Source organism: Anaerococcus tetradius, from assembly GCF_947087635.1.
Classification (GTDB): domain Bacteria; phylum Bacillota; class Clostridia; order Tissierellales; family Peptoniphilaceae; genus Anaerococcus; species Anaerococcus tetradius.
Map to the genome: position 1 here is coordinate 1 of NZ_CAMUDP010000015.1, position 18,272 is coordinate 18,272.

An 18,272-nucleotide genomic window follows, 5' to 3' on the forward strand; every position below is an offset into this window, starting at 1 on the left:
AAGAACTATTTGGTTTCTTACCGTAGGTGTTGCATTTGATTTGACAATTCGTCTATTGGAAAAAAGATGCTCAAAAAGAATCTTCGATACTATGCCCATTAAAATATACCTCCAACAAGCTCTGCCACTTGTTTGCTCTTCATCCCAAGTTTTGAGCCTATCTTAGAGCCAAGCATGGAAAGAAGGGCTGTAACTATGCTTATAGTTGAAGCTGACCTTACTATATTATATTAAGAAAAGCAAGATCGATTGATAAGACTAACAACTATTCAGTATCCAAAACTCCACCTTAATTTAACATACTATAAGTGGCCCTATACTTAACCCTAATGATATTATAAAGCAAGTTTGGAAAAAGAAAAACCGGTCAAACTGACCGGTTGATTCTTGATATTATTCGAATTGACTAATGATTCTTTGGGCATTAGCAATAACTCTATTACTTTTTTCTATTATAGCGTTAGCCTTTGGTCCAATACTTCTAGCTATGGCAGGATAAGTATTCATAAGGTATTTAATAGCTTTAATAGTTATCCTGTTTTCTTCAACAGCAGCCTTTAGCTTTTGAACTGCCAAGATTTTTTTGCCATATTCTCTTATCTCGCTTTTAGCATTATTTAGGGCTATGGTAGCATTTCTTAATTCTTCATAACTTGGATCTTCTTTATTTAACAAGGTCTTCGCATATTCTAAGGCTTCAACATAATTAGCCTTTAGGCTTTGCTTTTTAATCAAATTGTAGGTTTCAGAAGCGAAAATATTTACACTATCATCAACTCCAATTTGCAATTGCTCTTTTTGAGTTTTAAGTTTTGTAGCATCATCCTCAGCAGCATAGCTTATATTAACTGGGCTAACCTTTTGAAAAACAGGGCCTAGTCCTAGAAAAGCAAAGTTAAATGCAAGAAGTCCTGCTATTAATCTTTTCTTAAACATCATTACTCCTCTTATTTGTTTGCTGGTTTTTCGTATTTGGCTATAACTTCTTCAGCATTTTTGATTACTTTTTCAGCCTTTACAAGATAAGTTCTAATCTTATCTCCGTAGTTTTTAGCTATAGCTGGGAAATCAAGAAGGGTCTTACAAGCTTTTACTGTAATTTCGCTTTCGCTTTTTGCTTTCTTTAACTTATCTAGAGCCTTCTTTATTTTTGCATCCTTATCGCTTCCAAGCATATCTTCCTTAGCTGTATCAAGTTTTTGGATGATATCTTCGTAATTTTCAAGACTTGCTTTAGGATTTGCGGCTGTAGACTTAGCAGCTGTAAGGGCAAGTTCAAATATCTTTACGCTATCAGCTGAGTATTTTTTCTTATCCTTTAATAAAGATTCTGCCTCTTCAATTCTCTTAGCCAAGACTTTCTTAGTATCTTCTGTCTTTACATATCTAATTATAGCAGCCTTAGTATCTCTAAGTTCACTTACAGCCCTTTCGTATTCACCTTTTGATAGGCTATCACCTTTGCCATAAACTGTATAGGCATTTGTAAGAGCTAGGTCAAAAGCAGCCTTTAGGTCTTGGGATGCTGCCTTGTAATTTTCATCATTTCTAATAAAGCTTCGTGCATCATCTATAAGATTAGTTAAGGTTTGGGAGTCAACTTGTTTACCATCTAGTCTGTCTCTAGCAGTTTTTAGTTCTTCTAATTTAGCTTTCATTTCAGGTATATATGCCTTTTTTTCAGCATCTGTCATTGCTTTATCTGTGTTTATAGAACCAATATAGTTTGCGATTTGAGTCATTGTTCCATCAAAAGCTGCTTTAGAATAGGAAGTTGCATTAATATAAGTATAGTCTTTATTTCTTAAAGATAAACATTCTGTATAAGTTCCGTTTAGTTCGTTATAAGCATCTAGAAAAGCTTTTTTAACATCTTCTTTTTGACTTATACTTGTAGCTTCTGCTGCAAATGAGCTTTGACCTGCTCCTAGGACGAAACTTGTTGCGAGTGTTAGGGCTATTATTCCTTTTGTGATATTATTTTTCTTCATAAAAACTCCTTTAAATTACGTTTTCTTTTCCTACATTATACCATATAAGGCTTTTATTTACAGTATTTATCTTTTCTTCTGTGGAGTAGTTATTTCTTTATTGTTATAAGCTTATTTTTCATTTCCTTTATGTATTCTTGGTAATTTTTGTGATATGATATAGTATATACTTTAAGACGGAGGATTTATGAAAAAATTAGGAAAAATATTTTTAGCTCTCGCCTTATCAGCAGGGCTTGCTTTTACAGGCTATATAGTTGGCCTCAACCATCCATCAACTAATGGACAAATTACTAAGACAGACCAAGCTCATTTGGAAGATATGCATATGCTAAGAGATCTTCTCGATAAGAATTTCCTTTTCGATTACAAGGAAGAAGACTTGTATGAAGGTTCTCTAAAGGGAATGTTCGCTAATCTAGGTGATCCCTACACCCAATACTACACTGCCGATGAGTTTAAGAAACTTATGGAAACCCTAGATGGAAGATATAAGGGAATAGGCGTATTGGTTCAAGCTAGCAAGGAAGGCTTTATTAAAGTTGTCCAAGTATTTGACGATTCTCCTGCTGCTGAAGCAGGACTAAAGGCTGGAGACTATATCATAAAAGTCGAAGGCAAGGAATACAGTGCAGATCAAATGGAAGATGCAGTGGCTGTTATGAAGGGCGAAGAAGATACTGATGTCAAAATAACTATCCGTAGGATGGAAAAAGATGGCAAAAACTTTAAGGATATTGACTTAAAGGTAGCAAGACGTGATGTTAAGGTAGATACCATAGATGACGCAAGCTTTACCATTAAGGGTAAGAAGATAGGCTATATTCACATCAAATCTTTTGACGATGTAACAGGTGAGGACTTCAACGCTTCCTACAAGAAACTAAAAGATCAAGGTATAAAGGGCCTAGTCCTAGACCTTAGAAATAATCCAGGCGGATCACTTGATGTTTGCCTTGCCATAGCTGATAAGTTCTTGGGTAAGGGAGTTATAGTTACAACAGAAGATAAGAAGGGAAAGGTCATAACTGAAGAATCAGACGAGGCTAATGATGATATCCCTATGACTGTTCTCGTAAACGAAAACTCTGCTTCAGCAAGTGAAATCCTATCTGGGGCCTTTAAGGATAGAAAAAGAGCAAAAATTATAGGAAAGAAGACCTTTGGTAAGGGTATTGTTCAAAAACTTTTCCCACTAGAAGATGGTTCTGGAGCAAAAATTACAATCAGCGAATATCATACCCCATCAGGAGCAAAGATTAATAAAATTGGTGTCAAGCCTGATGTAGAAGTTGATGTTGAAGATCAAAATCAAGAAATAAACAAGCAAAACCTATCTAAAGATATACAATTCAAAAAGGCTGTTCAAGTTCTTTTTTCAGAGATGGATTAATAGATGCAAAAATATATGGATTATTCAAAGAGGGTAGAGGAGTTAGCAGAACTTCTAGCTAAGAAAGATGGAGTAAATCTTTCAAAATTATTAAGGAGGACTAATCCGGTCGATATAGAAGAATTTATATCGACCCTTAGCTCTGATGATGCTCTTTTAGTTTTTAGGCTCCTCAAAAAGGAAGATGCTATAGAAGTATTTGCCAAGCTTGACCCATCCGATAAGGATAAGATAAAGAAGGGCTTAAATGATGCTGAGTTTACAGATCTTCTTGAAGGCTTGGACTTCGACGATATGATCGACACCCTAGAAGAGATGCCAGCATCAGTTGTCCAAAAGATACTAAGAAATACCGACCCTGAAATAAGAAAGAGGGTCAACCAATACCTAAAATTCCCTGAAGACTCAGCAGCAAGTCTTATGACTCCAGAATTTGTTGAGTTAAAAATCAACATGACAGTAAAAGAAGCCCTAGCCACTATAAAAAGAATAGGTAAGGACAAGGTAACAGTCTATACTTGTTATGTAACTGATACTACCAAAAAGCTTCTTGGCTACGTTTCCCTAAGAAATATTGTTACAAGCGATGAGAATACCTTGATATCATCCCTCCTCTATGAGGATGTAATTTCTGTAAGGACAGATGAAGACCAAGAAGAAGTTGCGAGGACTTTCCAAAAATACGGTTTTACCGCCCTTCCAGTTGTGGATAAGGAAAATATGCTGGTAGGTATAATCACAGTTGATGATATCATGTGGATAATCGAGCAAGAGGCGACCGAAGACTTCCAAATCATGGCAGCTACAACTCCAGAAGAGGAAGAATATAGTAAGATGAGCGTATGGAAATTAGCGAAAAACAGGATTCCTTGGTTGATGTTTTTGATGATATCATCAGCCTTCACATCTACAATCCTTAGAAGCTATGAGGCAGTTATCCAATCAATAATTGCCCTTAATATGTTTATACCAATGCTTACAGACTCAGGTGGAAATGCAGGAAGCCAAACTTCGACCCTAGTCATTCGTGCCATGGCAACCCATGATGTTGAATTATCGGATTGGATGAAGGTCTTCTGGAAGGAATTTAGGGTAGGGGTTGTGTGTGGTCTATCGCTTGGTCTAGTAAGTTTTCTAAAGTGTATGTTCTTTGATAAGGTTGGAGTAGAGATATCCCTTATAGTAGCAGTAACCTTGCTATTAGTGGTTATAACAGCAAAAGTCGTAGGCTCCCTCCTTCCAATGCTTGCAAGTAGATTAGGAGCAGACCCTGCCATCATGGCAAGTCCACTTATAACTACCATTGTTGACTCTGTTGGACTAATTGTTTATTTCAACATTGCTCAAATGTTCATCAGTGTAGCTCCCCTATAAATATATCTCTAGAAAAGGAGGCCCTATGAAATTCAAGAAGAAATTCAAAATAGGAAGGATGCATGTAGATCCTTTTAATTATATCTCAATGAGATATCTAGTTGCCCTTATGAATGAAGTTGCCTTTGATCAAGCAGAGATACTTGAAAAAGACATAGATATGAAAAATCTAAGGTGGATAATTTACTCTTGGGATATACAAATCGAAAACAATATTAGACTGGGAGAAAAAATAGAAATCACCACAATTCCCACCCATATGGATAAATTTTATGCTTATAGGGACTTTATAGTTGAAAGTAGGGGAAATATCCTAGCAAGGGCTAAAGCGACCTTCCTATTGATGGACATTACTAGGCTTCGTCCTATAAAAATCCCCCAAAATCTAAGCCTAGCTTATGGAAAGGAAAATCCAATCTTTGATATCTACGATATGGAAATAAGAAATGACTTAGCCTTTATCAAAGATATTCAGTTAAGAAGAGCAGATTTGGATAATAATTTCCACATAAACAATGCCGTCTATTTTGATTTGATTAAAGAAACTGTCGATATTTATGACAAGGATATAAGTTATATCAAGCTAATTTACAGAAATGAAATTAGGGATAAAAAACAAGTTCAAGCTTTCGCAAGAAGAGAAGATAAGTCCATAGACTTTGCCCTAAGAGGGGAAGATGGAAGAGATTATTGTTTAGGAAAGATTAAAACTAATGTATAAAAAAGGCTTCGGGAATATTCCCAACAAGGACAAGATAATAAATTATTTGGAAGAGGCCTATAAGGCAAGGCCTGGCAGATGGATTGCTCGCCTCTTTCTTGTAGGAAAAACGGCAGAGGCTATGGCAGAAGACCTAGGTCTTGATAAGGACTTGGCCTTTGCTTGTGGGGCCCTAGGAAAAATCGGCCTAATGAAGTCAAATGATAAGGATTTTCTATATGGCTATAAGATCCTTAGGGATGAGGCATATTTTTTTCCAGCAAGGCTTGCCCTTAGTCAGGCTTTTGCTATAAAAGATCTAGGTCTTTATGAAAACTTGTACAAATTAGACGATAAAGAGAAGAAATTTTTAGAAAATTTCTTCTACAAGTTTAGCTACACTGACTACGACCTTTTAGTCCAATACCTCTATATGATTTTTTCTGATGAATATATAGGTCTAAGTAGGGGGATGGACCTATATTTAGGATATGACAATGATAAATTGAGGCAAAGATATATAGACCTTGAAGCTTATTTCAAGGGAAAATTAGGGCAAGATATAGAATTATATTTGCCGAAGATTAAAAAATCTAAATTTCCCTACAAGCTTTTTGTCAAAGAGGACTAGGAGTTAAGAAAACTTTCGATAAGAAATCTAGTTTGCAAATATAGCTTATAGCAGTATATTATAAATGAATTTATTTTACCAAACCCAAGGAGACTGTTGCAAAAGTGAATAGAACTTTTGCTTTGGTCTCCTGATTTTTTTTATAGGAGTTTTTATGAAAGTCAAAGTATGCAAAAAGTGTTCAAAGCTTGACATAGATAAATTAGAAGACCTGAGTAACAAATACGGCTTTAAGTTAAAGAAAACTTGTTTAGGTCATTGCAAAGAGAAGAAAAAAGATTATTTTTTTGGAGAAATCAAATCAAAGTTTTTAAAGGTCAAAGACCAAGATGAATTTTTCAAAAAGCTAATAAAGAAGGCCAAGAAGGCACAGGCTAAAAAAGATAAGTCAAAGGACAAGAAGGAAAAATAAAAGCTTATGCAGGTTAAAAACACAACTTATTATGATGATTCGACCCTTAAAAGATGGATAGAAGATGACTCTCTAACAGAAGTCCTCAACAAGAGGGCAGATGCTATCAGAAAAGAGATTTATGGAGATAAGGTCTATGTCAGAGGTCTAATTGAATTTTCTAACATTTGCAAGAATGATTGTTATTATTGTGGAATTAGAAAGTCAAATTATCATGTAGAAAGATATAGGCTAAGCGAGGAGGATATCATATCTTGTGCCAAACTGGGTTACAAGCTTGGATATAGGACCTTCGTCCTCCAAGGGGGCGAAGATGGATATTTCACTGATGATATCATGGTAGATATAGTTAAAAAAATCAAGGCCCTCCATGACGATATAGCTATCACTCTTTCCCTTGGGGAGAGGTCTTACGAATCATTCAAGAGATTGTTTGAGGCAGGGGCCGACAGATATTTATTAAGAGAAGAAACTTCAGATAAAGACCACTACCAAAAGCTCCATCCTTCTTCAATGAGCTTTGAAAATAGGAGAGATGCCCTAAGGAAGCTAAAGGAAATCGGATTTCAAGTAGGTGGTGGCTTCATGGTAGGCTCTCCCTACCAAACAACAGAGTCTATTATTAAAGACCTACGCTTCTTAGAAGAATTACAACCAGCCATGATAGGCATAGGCCCTTATATGACCCAGCACGATACTCCCTTCAAGGACTTTCCTAATGGGTCATTTGAGATGACCCTAAGGCTAGTGTCAATCCTTAGAATCCTCTTTCCCTATGCCCTAATACCGGCTACAACTGCCCTTGGAACTATTAATCCGCTGGGCAGGGAAAGAGGTCTTCAAGCTGGAGCAAATGTCCTTATGCCCAACCTTTCCCCAACCATGGTTAGGGAAAAATATTCCCTCTATGATAACAAAATTTGTACAGGAGATGAGGCGGCCGAATGTAGGGCCTGCCTTGAACTTAGGATAAAAAATGCAGGCTATCAAATCGTAACCGACAGGGGAGATGTGATAACTTACGATAAAAAAACAAGAAGATACAGTTAATTTTTAAAGAAACATAGAAAAAGGCCCGAAAGCTAAGCTTTTGGGTCTTTAGTATCTAATCTGGAAGGACGACCTTATCGAGGATTCCTTTAAGATAGGCTATGGTGATGCCATAATTTGTCATTGCTATAGATTTTTCTTTTGCCTTTTCTACCTTGCTTAGCATAGTAGTTCTATTAAACATACAAGCTCCACAAGATATGATCAAATCGTATCTATCGTAGTCTATAAGACTATCGCCCCTAGCAAATTCTATCTCAAGGTCTGGATATTTTTTCTTGAGCATCCTTGGAATTTTTACTGTTCCAATATCCTCATCAATAGGAGGATGGGTGCAGGCTTCTGCTATCAAAACTCTCCTTAGGGGCATGTCGAGTCTTTTTACAGATTTTATAAAATAAGGTAAATCTCCCTTAAAGGCAGAAAAAAGTATGGAAAAACTGGTAAGGCTTGTGCCTTCTTCTATTATTTCGCTAGTTTCCTTAAAGACTTGGGAGTCGCAGATTACTAGGTCGGGCTTTTTGTTAAGGGAGCTTAAAGTATTTTCTAGACTTGTCAAATCACAGCAAATAGCTGTAGCCTTTTTATCAATAAGCTCTCTAATAGTCATTACTTGGGGCTTAATTAGCCTTCCCTTTGGGGCGGCCTTATCTTGGGGGATGACAAGAACAACCAAGTCGCCCTTTTTGACCAAATTTTTGGTGATAGTAGGCTCATCTTTTTTTTCTAAGCTCTTAATCCTAGCAAAAATCTTTAGCCTGTCATCCTTATTTCTTATATCAATCTTTAGAGGAGCAAGGTCCTTATATTGCTCACTTATTTCGCTGCCTACTGGCAAATCCTGCTTGCTAGCTACATAAATTATTGGCTTTTCCTTTTTCTTTAGCTCAGTTAGGATTTTCATATCATCATCTAGGCTTAGGCAGTAGATGAAGACATCGCACTTATCAATAACCTGCCTGCTTTTAGCAATCCTTGCTTGGCCTAAGCTAGTCTTATCATTAACTCCAGCTGTATCTATAAAAAGAACTGGGCCAAAGTCTGTTATCTCCATGGCCTTTCTAATAGGATCTGTCGTAGTTCCTGCTATATTTGAAACAATAGCAGTATCAGTTCCTGTCATGTAGTTTAGTAGGCTCGATTTACCAGAATTTGTTTGACCAAAAATTCCTATATGGAGCCTTTCGCTATTTTGTACTTTCATATTAGATATATAAATCTCTTTGTCCTTGTCTTATTTCTTCTAGTTTTTCTATAGTTGATTTGCGAATTTCAGGGTTTGGAATACTATCAAGCTCTCTTTGTATGAGGGCTTCGGCATCCTTTTTAGTTTTATCACTAGCATAATCAACGAGGTATTCTTCGAGGGTAGTTATGGCATTTGGATGACAAATATTTCCTATACCAAATTGTTTAACCATACCCATGAATGTCTCTCCTGTTCTTCCCTTTCTGTAGCAAGCTGTGCAAAAGCTTGGAACATGGTCTTTAGCTATTAGCCAGTCGATAATCTCATCAAGACTTCTATTATCAGACAATTCGAACTGATCGCTTCCCTTGGTTTCATCATCGGTGTAGCCTCCGACAGAAGTCTTTGAACCGCCAGAAATTTGTGAAATTCCAAGCTCAAGGAGCTTAGCACGAACCTTTTCACTTTCCCTAGTTGACACAATCATACCAGTATAAGGAGCAGCTACCCTTATGCAGGCTACAATTTTCTCAAACATCTCATCTGAGAGGGAATTGTCGAAGTCGTTAGGGTCAATATCATCAGCAGGTTGAATTCTTGGAACAGAAATTGTGTGAGGACCTACATTAAATCTAGCTTCGAGGTGCTCAGCGTGCATCAATTGTCCTACAAATTCATACTCATAAGAATCTAGCCCATACAAAACTCCAAGGCCCAAATCATCTATGCCACCCTCAAAGGCCCTGTCCATGGCTTCGGTATGGTATTCATAATTAGACTTTGGTCCAAACTTGTGAATAGCCTCGTAATTTTTCTTATTATAAGTTTCTTGGAAGAGAATATAAGTTCCAATCTCTGCTTCGTGAAGCTTCCTATAATTTTCAACTGTAGTTGCAGCAATATTTACATTAACCCTCCTGATAGCGCCATTCTTATGTTTGATATTATAGATTGTGTGAATGGACTCGAGTATGTATTCGAGTGGGTTATGGATAGGATCTTCTCCAGCTTCTAGGGCAAGTCTCTTATGACCCAAATCTTGTAGGGCTATAACTTGCTCACGGATTTCATCTTGAGTTAATTTTCTTCTAGGTATAGTCTTGTTTTGACCATGGTATGGGCAATAAGAACAGCCATTTACACAATAATTTGATAGGTATAAGGGTGCAAAAAGCACTATCCTATTGGCATAAAACTTATGTTTAAGTTCTCTTGCTAGATTAAAAATCTCCTCGTTAAGGTCATCTTCCTTGCAAGATAAAAGTACAAAGGCCTCTCTATGGCTTAGGCCCTTAGCCTCTTTTGCCTTATTTAAAATATCTATGATAAGCTCTCTATTATGGGCATTAGATCTACCATAATCGAGAGTTTCTAAAATTTCTTCATGGTTTATAAATTCATTAGCATCTTTTGATTTTGGATTATATACTACCATATTACCTCCCTTTATTATTTCATTAATATTATAATACTTATGGGCTTAAAAAGGAAATTTACCTATCTTTCATGGATAAATTTTTTCTAAAAAATTCTACCAAAGCTCTAAAAATTAATGCTTATACAAAAATACATATATTTTATTTGACAAGTAAAAAAATCCATGGTAATATATCTTTATCGACAAGATAAACTTAACAAACCAACAGAAAAGAAGAGTAATCTAGATTTTCGTTCTACAGAGAGCCCCGTTTTGGTGAAAGGGGTGGATAAGGATTTAGATGAAGATGGCCTTTGATGGGGCGATTCGATATTAGAGTCGCACGGGAATTCCCGTTATAGAATTAGAGTATGTATGTACTTGATGAGAGCATGAGTGTGCGAGCACTTGTGAATTAAGGTGGTAACGCGAATTTTCGTCCTTAGTTTCCTTCGGGAAGCTGGGGACTTTTTTTATTGAGACAATAGGAAGGAAGATATGATAGAGTTAAACAATATTACAGTCGACTTCGATGGCTTTAAGGCAGTCGATAATGTAAGCATTAAAATTGAAAAGCAAGATGCTTTTGGAATCGTAGGATTTTCTGGAGCTGGTAAGTCAACTCTAGTTAGGACTATAAACCTTCTCCAAAGGCCAAGCCAAGGGGAAGTTATAGTTAAGGGAGAAAAGCTTCTAGACTTATCCAACAAGGAACTTAGGGAAAGAAGAAAAAAAATCGGCATGATTTTCCAACACTTCAATCTTTTGAATAATCTTACAGTTTTGGATAATGTAATCTTTCCAATCAAAAGAGATAAATCGACAAGCAAGGAGGAGAAAATCAAAAAAGCCAAAGACCTCCTAGAGCTAGTTGGAATTGCTGATAAGATAGATTCCTATCCAAGGGAGCTTTCTGGAGGACAAAAGCAAAGATGTGCCATAGCTCGTGCCCTCGCTTCTGATCCTGAAATCCTTCTTTGCGATGAGGCTACAAGTGCCCTCGACCCAAAGACAACTAAGCAAATTCTAGCTCTCTTAAAGGAACTAAATGAGAAGCTAAAGCTTACTATTGTGATAATCACTCACCAAATGGAAGTTGTTAAAGACCTTTGCAACAAATGTGCAGTAATGCAAAATGGAAAAGTTGTTGAAGAAGGCTCAACCCTCGATATCTTCTCAGATCCTAAGGAAAAATTGACAAGAGAGTTCGTAGAAACTTCTACAAATGTCGAACAAACCATAGCAGATGTTAAGGAAAATATAGGAATCCTTAGAGATGATGAAATCCTTGTTCAGCTTAACTACAAGGGAGCTAGCACAACCGAGCCACTTATCAATGAAATTTACGAGAAGTTTAAAATAAAGACCAACATCCTAGCTGCCAATATAGAGTTTATAGGATCAACTCCTGTAGGAAATCTAATAGTAACCTTCAAGGGTTCTGAAGGAAGCTTGGATAATGTCTTAACTTATTTGAAAGACAAAGATGTAAGAATTAAAATCTTGGGAGGTAAAGATGGGATACTTTGATTATGCCATATCCATATCAGATAGGATAGTAGATGAAACCTGGGCAACCTTGTATATGCTAGTAGTTTCTGCTATATTCGCAGGAATATTTGGCCTTATACTTGGAGTAATCCTAGTAGTAACAGACAGGGGAAGATTACTCGAAAATAAGAAACTCTATTCGATATTAGATAAACTAACTAATACCTTTAGGGCCATTCCCTTTGTAATATTACTAGCTCTAGTAGCTCCAATTACCAAGGCCATAGTCCACACAAGAATAGGCCCTACAGCAGCTATAGTGCCACTAATATTTTCGGCAGTTCCATTTTTTGCAAAGCAGGTTGAACAAGCCCTAGCAGAAGTTGATCCAGGAGTAATCGAAGCTGCTGAAGCAATGGGCAAGGGACCAGTCGAAATAATCTATTCAGTTTACCTTAGGGAGGGACTTCCTTCACTAATCAGGGCAGCATCCATTACCCTAATCTCACTATTAGGCCTTACAGCAATGGCAGGACTTATAGGTGGTGGCGGTATAGGAGACCTTGCCATAGCAGTTGGATATCAAAGATACAAGGATGATGTAGTCTTGATATCAGTAATCATAATTTTAATAATGGTATTTATCATCCAAGGAGTATCAAACATACTCATAAGAAAAACTAGTCACTAAAGACTAACAATCGTGGTTATTAAGATGAAAATCTTTAATAATATATATGTAAATTAAGGGAGGAACATAATGAAAAAATTTACAAAAATCGCACTAACTCTAGCCCTAGTCCTAGGCTTTAGCGCTTGTGGGGCAAAAAATAACGAGAAGGCACAAGATAGCAAACAAGAAGCAAAGACCGAAGAAAAGGCAAAGCCAGAAGAAAAGTCAGGAAAAAAAGATAGTGGAGTAATCAAAATCGGTGTTGTTGGAGAATACAACGACGTCCTAAAAGAAGTAATCAAAAGATATGAAAAAGGAACAGGCAAGAAGGCAGAACTTGTAGTATTTTCTGACTACAGCCAACCAAATGAAGCCCTTCTAGCAGGAGATATCGACCTAAACGCTTACCAACACTATAAATTCCTAGAAGAATTTAACCAATCAAAAGGATCAGACCTAGTATCTATCGGAAATACAATGCTTGCACCAATTGCCATCTACTCAAACAAGATTAAATCTTTAGATGAACTAAAAGAAGGCGATAAGGTAGCCCTACCAAACGACCCATCAAACGGATCAAGAGCCCTCTTCCTACTTCAAGAAGCAGGTCTAATCAAAGTTGACGGAAATCCAGGAGATATAATTACCATAGATAAGGTAAAAGAAAATCCTAAAAAATTAAAATTAGTTGAAATGGACGCATCACAAACACCAAGAAGCTTAGACGATTGCCAAGTAGCAATAGTAAACGACACCTTCGCTCTTGACGCAGGCCTTGATAAAAACACTGCAATTTTTAAAGAGAATCCAAAAACTGACTCTGTAAAACAATATATCAACCTAATAGCAGCAAGAAAAGAAGACGAAAACAACGAAGACTACAAAGAATTTGTAAAATATTATCAAACAGAAGAAACTAAAAAAGACATGGAAAAAATCACAAAAGGAGCTTGGTTACCAGCTTGGTAAAATCTAAAAGCTAATTAGACTTGTTAAAATACAAGCTAAGCTAGGTGAATAATAAACTAAGAGGCTGTTGCAAAATCACAAGAGATCTTGCAACAGCTTTTTTTACAAGGAAAATAGCCTAGAAAATAGAAGCCTTATAAAATAGATGAGAAGGAAATTAACAGTATAATCAATAGAGAATAGCTAAAAAGGAGAAATTATGACAAGCGTATATGATTTTACAGTTTTAGATAAAAATGATAATGAAATAAGTTTAGAAAAATACAAGGGTAAGGTCCTCCTTATAGTAAACACTGCAACTCACTGTGGCTTTACTAAGCAATACGATTCTCTTGAGGATCTTTATAAACAATACAAGGATCAAGGCTTCGAGATTTTGGACTTTCCTTGCAATCAATTTGCAAATCAAGCTCCAGAATCTGACGAAGAAATAGACTCCTTCTGTGCCTTAAACTTTGGGACAAGCTTTGATAGATTCAAAAAAATAGATGTCAACGGTGAAAACGAAGCACCCCTCTACAGCTTCCTAAAAACAGAAAAGCCAGGTCTTGGCAAGGCTATCAAGTGGAATTTCACAAAATTTTTGATTGATAGAGAAGGAAATGTAGTAAGTCGCTTTGGTTCAAACAAAAAACCTGAAAATATGAAAAAAGATATAGAAAAATTGTTAGGATAAATCATGGATAAATTTGTAAAACTTGCTTTCGATTCTTTGAAGCACTACCTAGATACTGGAAGCTACCTAAGTACTTATGATAAAGAATTTGAAAATAATCACAACGGAGTATTAATCGAAATTAATATAGGAGATAAGAGGGAAAGAGCTGGCTCAATATATCCAACTAGGAAAAATATCGCCCTAGATATAATAAACGAAACAGTAAATCTCGGCATCTTCAACAATGCCCTAGCCCTCAAAAAAGAAGACCTAGATGATGTTTACATCCAAGTTTTGGAAATAAACAAGGTAACACCAATTGGAAAAATCGAAGACTTCGGAGTCTATCATGGACTCTTACTAAATTACAAAAATAACCCTGTTATAGTTTATAGGAATGATTACGAAAGCGACTATCAAATGTTTGAGGATGCCAAGGATAGGGCCAACATAGATGATTTTGATGTCTATAATTTGGAGAAATTTAAGATAATCAGACATATATAGTCAAGCCTATACAATTATATTTGACAAAAAACTTTGTTAGTATTATATTATATTATAAATATGATGTTATGAAGAAGAGTAACCCTTTATTAATCTAAAAGAGAGGCAGGTTAGGTGAAAGCTGCTAGAAGCGTACTGGGCGAAGATCATCTTCTAGTCTAATAAATGAATTATTAGTTTATTACGTTACAATTGCGTTAAATTGTTTATTAAAACGGTGGACCGTCCTTTTTAAGGACGGTTTTATTTTTTGAAAATTTACAAAAAAAGGAGTTAGTAATGTCAGAATTCAAATCTTTAGACAGTAAAAATGTAAGAGAAAGGGAAGCGGTATTAGAAAAATATTGGCAAGATATCGACCTCTTAGACGAAACCTTCAAAACAAGAGAAGATGCCGAGGAATATATAATCTTTGATGGTCCACCAACAGCCAATGGTAAGCCAGGAATCCATCACGTTATAGCCCGTACCTTAAAGGATATGACAAGTAGATACAAAAACATGAAAGGCTACAAAGTTTTAAAAAAGGCAGGTTGGGATACCCATGGTCTTCCAGTAGAAATCGAAGTCGAAAAATCCTTGGGATTTCATGATAAAAACGACATAGAAACCTATGGTATAGAGAAATTTAATAAGCTTTGCAAGGAATCTGTTTGGAAATATTCAGACCTTTGGAGAGAAATGTCAGATAGAATGGCCTATCTCTACAATATGGACGAGCCATATGTAACAATGGATAACGACTACATCGAAACAGAATGGTATCTTCTAGATCAAGCCTTCAAAAAAGGTTACATCTACGAGGGAGCAAAGGTTATGCCATATTGCCCTCGTTGTGGTACAGGTCTTGCAAGCCATGAGGTTGCCCAAGGCTATCAAATGGATAAGACTATAACCCTAACAGTTAAATTCAAGAAAAAAGATACAAAAAACGAATATTTCCTAGCTTGGACAACAACCCCATGGACCCTTCCATCAAACGTCGCCCTATCCGTTCATCCAGAATTAACCTATGCCAAAGTTTTCGTAAAAGAAGATGACGCCTATTACTATTGTGCCAAATCTCTTGTAGAAAAACTTATGGGAGAAAGGGAATATGAAATCGTAGATGAATTTCCTGGAAAAGATATGGAATATTGGCAATATGACCAACTTATGCCTTATGTAAAAGTTGGTGAAGATAGGGCCTTTATAGTAACCCTTGCCGATTATGTATCAGCAGAAGATGGTACAGGAATAGTTCACTCAGCACCAGCCTTTGGTGAGGACGACTATCAAATAGGAAGAAAATATAATCTTGCCTTCGTTCAACCAGTTGACCTAGAAGGAAACTTTACAGAAACTCCTTGGAAGGGCGAATTTATCTTCGATACCAACGAGAAAATCTGGAGACACCTCCAAGAAGAAGGAAAAGTTTTTGCTAAAGAAACTATAGAGCACAACTACCCACACTGCTGGAGATGTCATACCCCACTTGTATATTACGCAAAACCATCTTGGTATATAGAAATGAGCAAATTCTCAGATGCCATGGTAAAAAACAACAACGAAGTTAATTGGTTCCCACAAACCATAGGCGATAAGAGATTCGGCAACTGGCTAGAAAATGTCAAGGACTGGGCTATATCAAGATCAAGATATTGGGGGACTCCATTAAATATTTGGAAATGTGATGATTGTGGCCACACCGATACTGTTGCTTCAAGAGCTGAGCTTAAAGAGCGTGCGATCGAAGACATATCAGAAGACATAGAACTTCACAGACCATATGTTGACAATGTAAGTATTAAGTGCGATAAGTGCGGAGGAGTAATGCACAGGGTGCCAGATGTAATAGACGTTTGGTTTGACTCAGGAGCTATGCCATTTGCCCAAATCCACTATCCATTCGACAAGAGCCAAAAACTTGACAACTACTTCCCAGCAGATTTCATATCTGAAGGAATTGACCAAACAAGGGGATGGTTCTATTCCCTAATGGCAATATCAACCATTACCCTAGGAAAAGCACCTTACAAAAACGTCCTAGTTAATGACCTTGTAGTCGATAAAAATGGTCAAAAAATGAGTAAATCAAGGGGCAACACCCTAGACCCATTTGCCCTCTTTGACAAATATGGAGCAGATGCCGTAAGATTCTACTCCCTCTACGTTTCTCCACCATGGATGCAAACAAAATTTGACGAAAAGGGTCTAGTCGAAGTTAAAAACAACTTCTTTAGAACCTTCGAAAATGTCTACAACTTCTTCGCTCTTTATGCCAACACCGATAAGCTAAGCGCAGAAGAAATTGCAAAATTTGAAGATGGTCAACTAGAAAAAATAGACAAGTGGCTTTACTCTAAGCTAAATTCCCTAATCAAAAACTACACCGAAGCCATGGAAGTCTTTGATTACAACAAAGTCGTTCACATGATATCAGACTTTGTAGTAGAAGACTTATCTAACTGGTATATCAGAAGAAATAGGAAGAGATTCTGGTCAAAAGACCTAACAGCTAGCAAAAAAGCCGTATATAAGACCACCTTTGACGCCCTACTAACCATATCCAAGCTAATAGCTCCAGTAACACCATTTATAGCCGAAGAAGTCTATAGGTCACTTACAGGAGAAAAAACAGTTCACACAAGCCTCCTTCCAGAAGCAAATGAGAGCTTGATAGACACACAAATCGAATCTAGCATGGACCTTGTAAGAAAAATAGTAAACCTAGGACGTGCTTCAAGAGAAAAAGAATCAATCAAGGTTCGTCAACCTCTATCAAAAATCATAGTAGATGGAGCCTACAAAGATAAAATCGCAGATCTTACAGGCCTAATCAAAGAAGAGCTAAACATCAAAGAAGTCGACTTCGAAAATGACCTATCAGACTTTATGGACTACTTCCTAAAACCAGACTTTAGAGTAGTAGGAAAAATCTTCCAATCCAAGGTTAACGACTTTGCCAAATTCCTAGCAAGTGTAGATGCCAAAGAATTTATTGAAGCTGTAGAAAAAGCTCCACAAGAAATCACCCTAGCAGATGCAAAATATGAGGTAAGCAAAGACTATCTCGACATAAGAATCACCGCCAAAGAAGGCTTCGATGTAGAAATGGACGGCAATGTCTTTTTAATCCTAGATACAGAAATAACTAAAGACCTCCTAGACGAAGGCTACGCAAGAGAATTTACTTCAAAAGTTCAAAACATGAGAAAAGATAGTGGCTTTGAAGTAACAGATAGAATAAACATCTACTACCAAGCAGATGATGAACTAGAAGCCTCTCTAGAAAAATTCAAAGAAGAAATCAAAAAAGAAACCCTAGCAGATAAATTCGAAAGAAAAGATCTTGCTAGTGAACAATTAGAACTAAATGACAAAAAAGTAAAAATAGAACTAGAAAGAAAGTAAGAATAAAAACAAAGGGAAGCGAGGAAACTTGCTTCTTTTTTTATGGCTTGGAAAAAAATGAAACTCAAACTTATGAATATGGTAAAAATTCACGATAAAAAAAGTTTTAGTTTTAGATAAAAAGAAAAAAATGGACAAGATGAGCGAATCCATGCCAGAGATTTTAAAAATTCATGATGAAAAATATAGGGAAATTTATTGGAATATAGACAAAAATAAAAGAAATTTATTGATTTATAAATTTTCTTGAGTAAAAATATCTAAAAAAAATTAGGAATGATACAAAAACTTTTACGCTTAGGTAAAAGCTAGACGAAAAAATAGTTAGCTCAATGACAAAATAATATCAATTAAAACCTGATATTTCAATTAGGAAATTTATTTTAAGAAAAAAGTTGACTTTTACGTTAGGTAAATTGTTAAT

General features: G+C 36.3%; 17 protein-coding genes and 1 other annotated feature. Of the genes, 12 read left to right on the forward strand and 5 right to left on the reverse strand.

Annotated elements, in window-relative coordinates; translation table 11 throughout:
- Nucleotides 1-98: 98 nt before the first annotated feature.
- From P6936_RS08185 to P6936_RS05930, 3 genes are all read right to left on the reverse strand, one after another.
- Nucleotides 99-176 carry a hypothetical protein gene (locus P6936_RS08185; RefSeq protein WP_423775344.1) on the reverse strand — a complete coding sequence of 26 codons (78 nt, stop codon included), beginning with the start codon at nucleotides 174-176 and terminating at the stop codon, nucleotides 99-101.
- Between the two features lie 217 nt (nucleotides 177-393).
- Entirely contained in the window at nucleotides 394-936 is a 543-nt protein-coding gene (locus P6936_RS05925) for a hypothetical protein (RefSeq protein ID WP_231723887.1), read from the reverse strand.
- 11 nt (nucleotides 937-947) lie between these two features.
- Nucleotides 948-1,991, reverse strand: a complete 1,044-nt coding sequence (locus tag P6936_RS05930; RefSeq protein ID WP_276881109.1) for a hypothetical protein — start codon at nucleotides 1,989-1,991, stop codon at nucleotides 948-950.
- Between the two features lie 187 nt (nucleotides 1,992-2,178).
- On the opposite strand from P6936_RS05930, the gene P6936_RS05935 reads away from it, so the two are divergent.
- The 6 genes from P6936_RS05935 (at nucleotide 2,179) to hydE (ending at nucleotide 7,551) form a co-directional block, all read left to right on the forward strand.
- Entirely contained in the window at nucleotides 2,179-3,384 is a 1,206-nt protein-coding gene (locus P6936_RS05935) for a S41 family peptidase (protein WP_276881110.1), read from the forward strand.
- A 3-nt stretch (nucleotides 3,385-3,387) separates the two neighbouring features.
- Complete coding sequence (gene mgtE, locus P6936_RS05940; protein WP_276881111.1) at nucleotides 3,388-4,758, forward strand: magnesium transporter; 1,371 nt, start codon at nucleotides 3,388-3,390, stop codon at nucleotides 4,756-4,758.
- Between the two features lie 25 nt (nucleotides 4,759-4,783).
- Nucleotides 4,784-5,479 (forward strand): acyl-[acyl-carrier-protein] thioesterase, encoded by a 696-nt coding sequence (locus P6936_RS05945; protein ID WP_276881112.1) that lies wholly within the window; start codon nucleotides 4,784-4,786, stop codon nucleotides 5,477-5,479.
- Nucleotides 5,472-6,089 carry a hypothetical protein gene (locus P6936_RS05950; protein WP_060929803.1) on the forward strand — a complete coding sequence of 206 codons (618 nt, stop codon included), beginning with the start codon at nucleotides 5,472-5,474 and terminating at the stop codon, nucleotides 6,087-6,089. The genes P6936_RS05945 and P6936_RS05950 overlap by 8 nt, the downstream gene beginning before the upstream one ends.
- 154 nt (nucleotides 6,090-6,243) lie before the next feature.
- Nucleotides 6,244-6,501, forward strand: coding sequence for a hypothetical protein (locus tag P6936_RS05955; protein WP_276881113.1), 258 nt, complete (start codon nucleotides 6,244-6,246; stop codon nucleotides 6,499-6,501).
- 6 nt (nucleotides 6,502-6,507) lie between these two features.
- Complete coding sequence (hydE, locus tag P6936_RS05960; protein WP_004837419.1) at nucleotides 6,508-7,551, forward strand: [FeFe] hydrogenase H-cluster radical SAM maturase HydE; 1,044 nt, start codon at nucleotides 6,508-6,510, stop codon at nucleotides 7,549-7,551.
- 55 nt (nucleotides 7,552-7,606) lie between these two features.
- On the opposite strand, the gene hydF is transcribed toward hydE, so the two are convergent.
- Nucleotides 7,607-8,755 (reverse strand): [FeFe] hydrogenase H-cluster maturation GTPase HydF, encoded by a 1,149-nt coding sequence (gene hydF / locus P6936_RS05965; RefSeq protein ID WP_276881114.1) that lies wholly within the window; start codon nucleotides 8,753-8,755, stop codon nucleotides 7,607-7,609.
- A 1-nt stretch (nucleotide 8,756) separates the two neighbouring features.
- Nucleotides 8,757-10,175, reverse strand: coding sequence for a [FeFe] hydrogenase H-cluster radical SAM maturase HydG (gene hydG / locus P6936_RS05970; protein WP_276881115.1), 1,419 nt, complete (start codon nucleotides 10,173-10,175; stop codon nucleotides 8,757-8,759).
- Nucleotides 10,176-10,374: 199 nt separating this feature from the next.
- Nucleotides 10,375-10,604: a binding site (T-box leader), on the forward strand.
- 51 nt (nucleotides 10,605-10,655) lie between these two features.
- On the opposite strand from hydG, the gene P6936_RS05975 reads away from it, so the two are divergent.
- The 6 genes from P6936_RS05975 to ileS all read left to right on the forward strand — a co-directional run bounded on the left by P6936_RS05975 (nucleotide 10,656) and on the right by ileS (nucleotide 17,848).
- On the forward strand, nucleotides 10,656-11,687 hold the full coding sequence (locus P6936_RS05975; protein ID WP_004837424.1) for a methionine ABC transporter ATP-binding protein: 1,032 nt from the start codon (nucleotides 10,656-10,658) through the stop codon (nucleotides 11,685-11,687).
- Nucleotides 11,674-12,339, forward strand: a complete 666-nt coding sequence (locus tag P6936_RS05980) for a methionine ABC transporter permease (protein ID WP_004837425.1) — start codon at nucleotides 11,674-11,676, stop codon at nucleotides 12,337-12,339. Before P6936_RS05975 ends, P6936_RS05980 begins: the two co-directional genes overlap by 14 nt.
- Before the next feature lie 69 nt (nucleotides 12,340-12,408).
- Entirely contained in the window at nucleotides 12,409-13,290 is an 882-nt protein-coding gene (locus P6936_RS05985; RefSeq protein WP_004837426.1) for a MetQ/NlpA family ABC transporter substrate-binding protein, read from the forward strand.
- Nucleotides 13,291-13,489: 199 nt separating this feature from the next.
- Complete coding sequence (locus P6936_RS05990; protein WP_004837427.1) at nucleotides 13,490-13,966, forward strand: glutathione peroxidase; 477 nt, start codon at nucleotides 13,490-13,492, stop codon at nucleotides 13,964-13,966.
- Between the two features lie 3 nt (nucleotides 13,967-13,969).
- Entirely contained in the window at nucleotides 13,970-14,455 is a 486-nt protein-coding gene (locus P6936_RS05995; protein WP_004837428.1) for a hypothetical protein, read from the forward strand.
- 279 nt (nucleotides 14,456-14,734) lie between these two features.
- The gene (ileS, locus tag P6936_RS06000; protein ID WP_276881116.1) at nucleotides 14,735-17,848 is read left to right on the forward strand and encodes an isoleucine--tRNA ligase; all 3,114 of its coding nucleotides are present in this window, start codon (nucleotides 14,735-14,737) and stop codon (nucleotides 17,846-17,848) included.
- The last annotated feature ends 424 nt before the right edge of the window (nucleotides 17,849-18,272 follow it).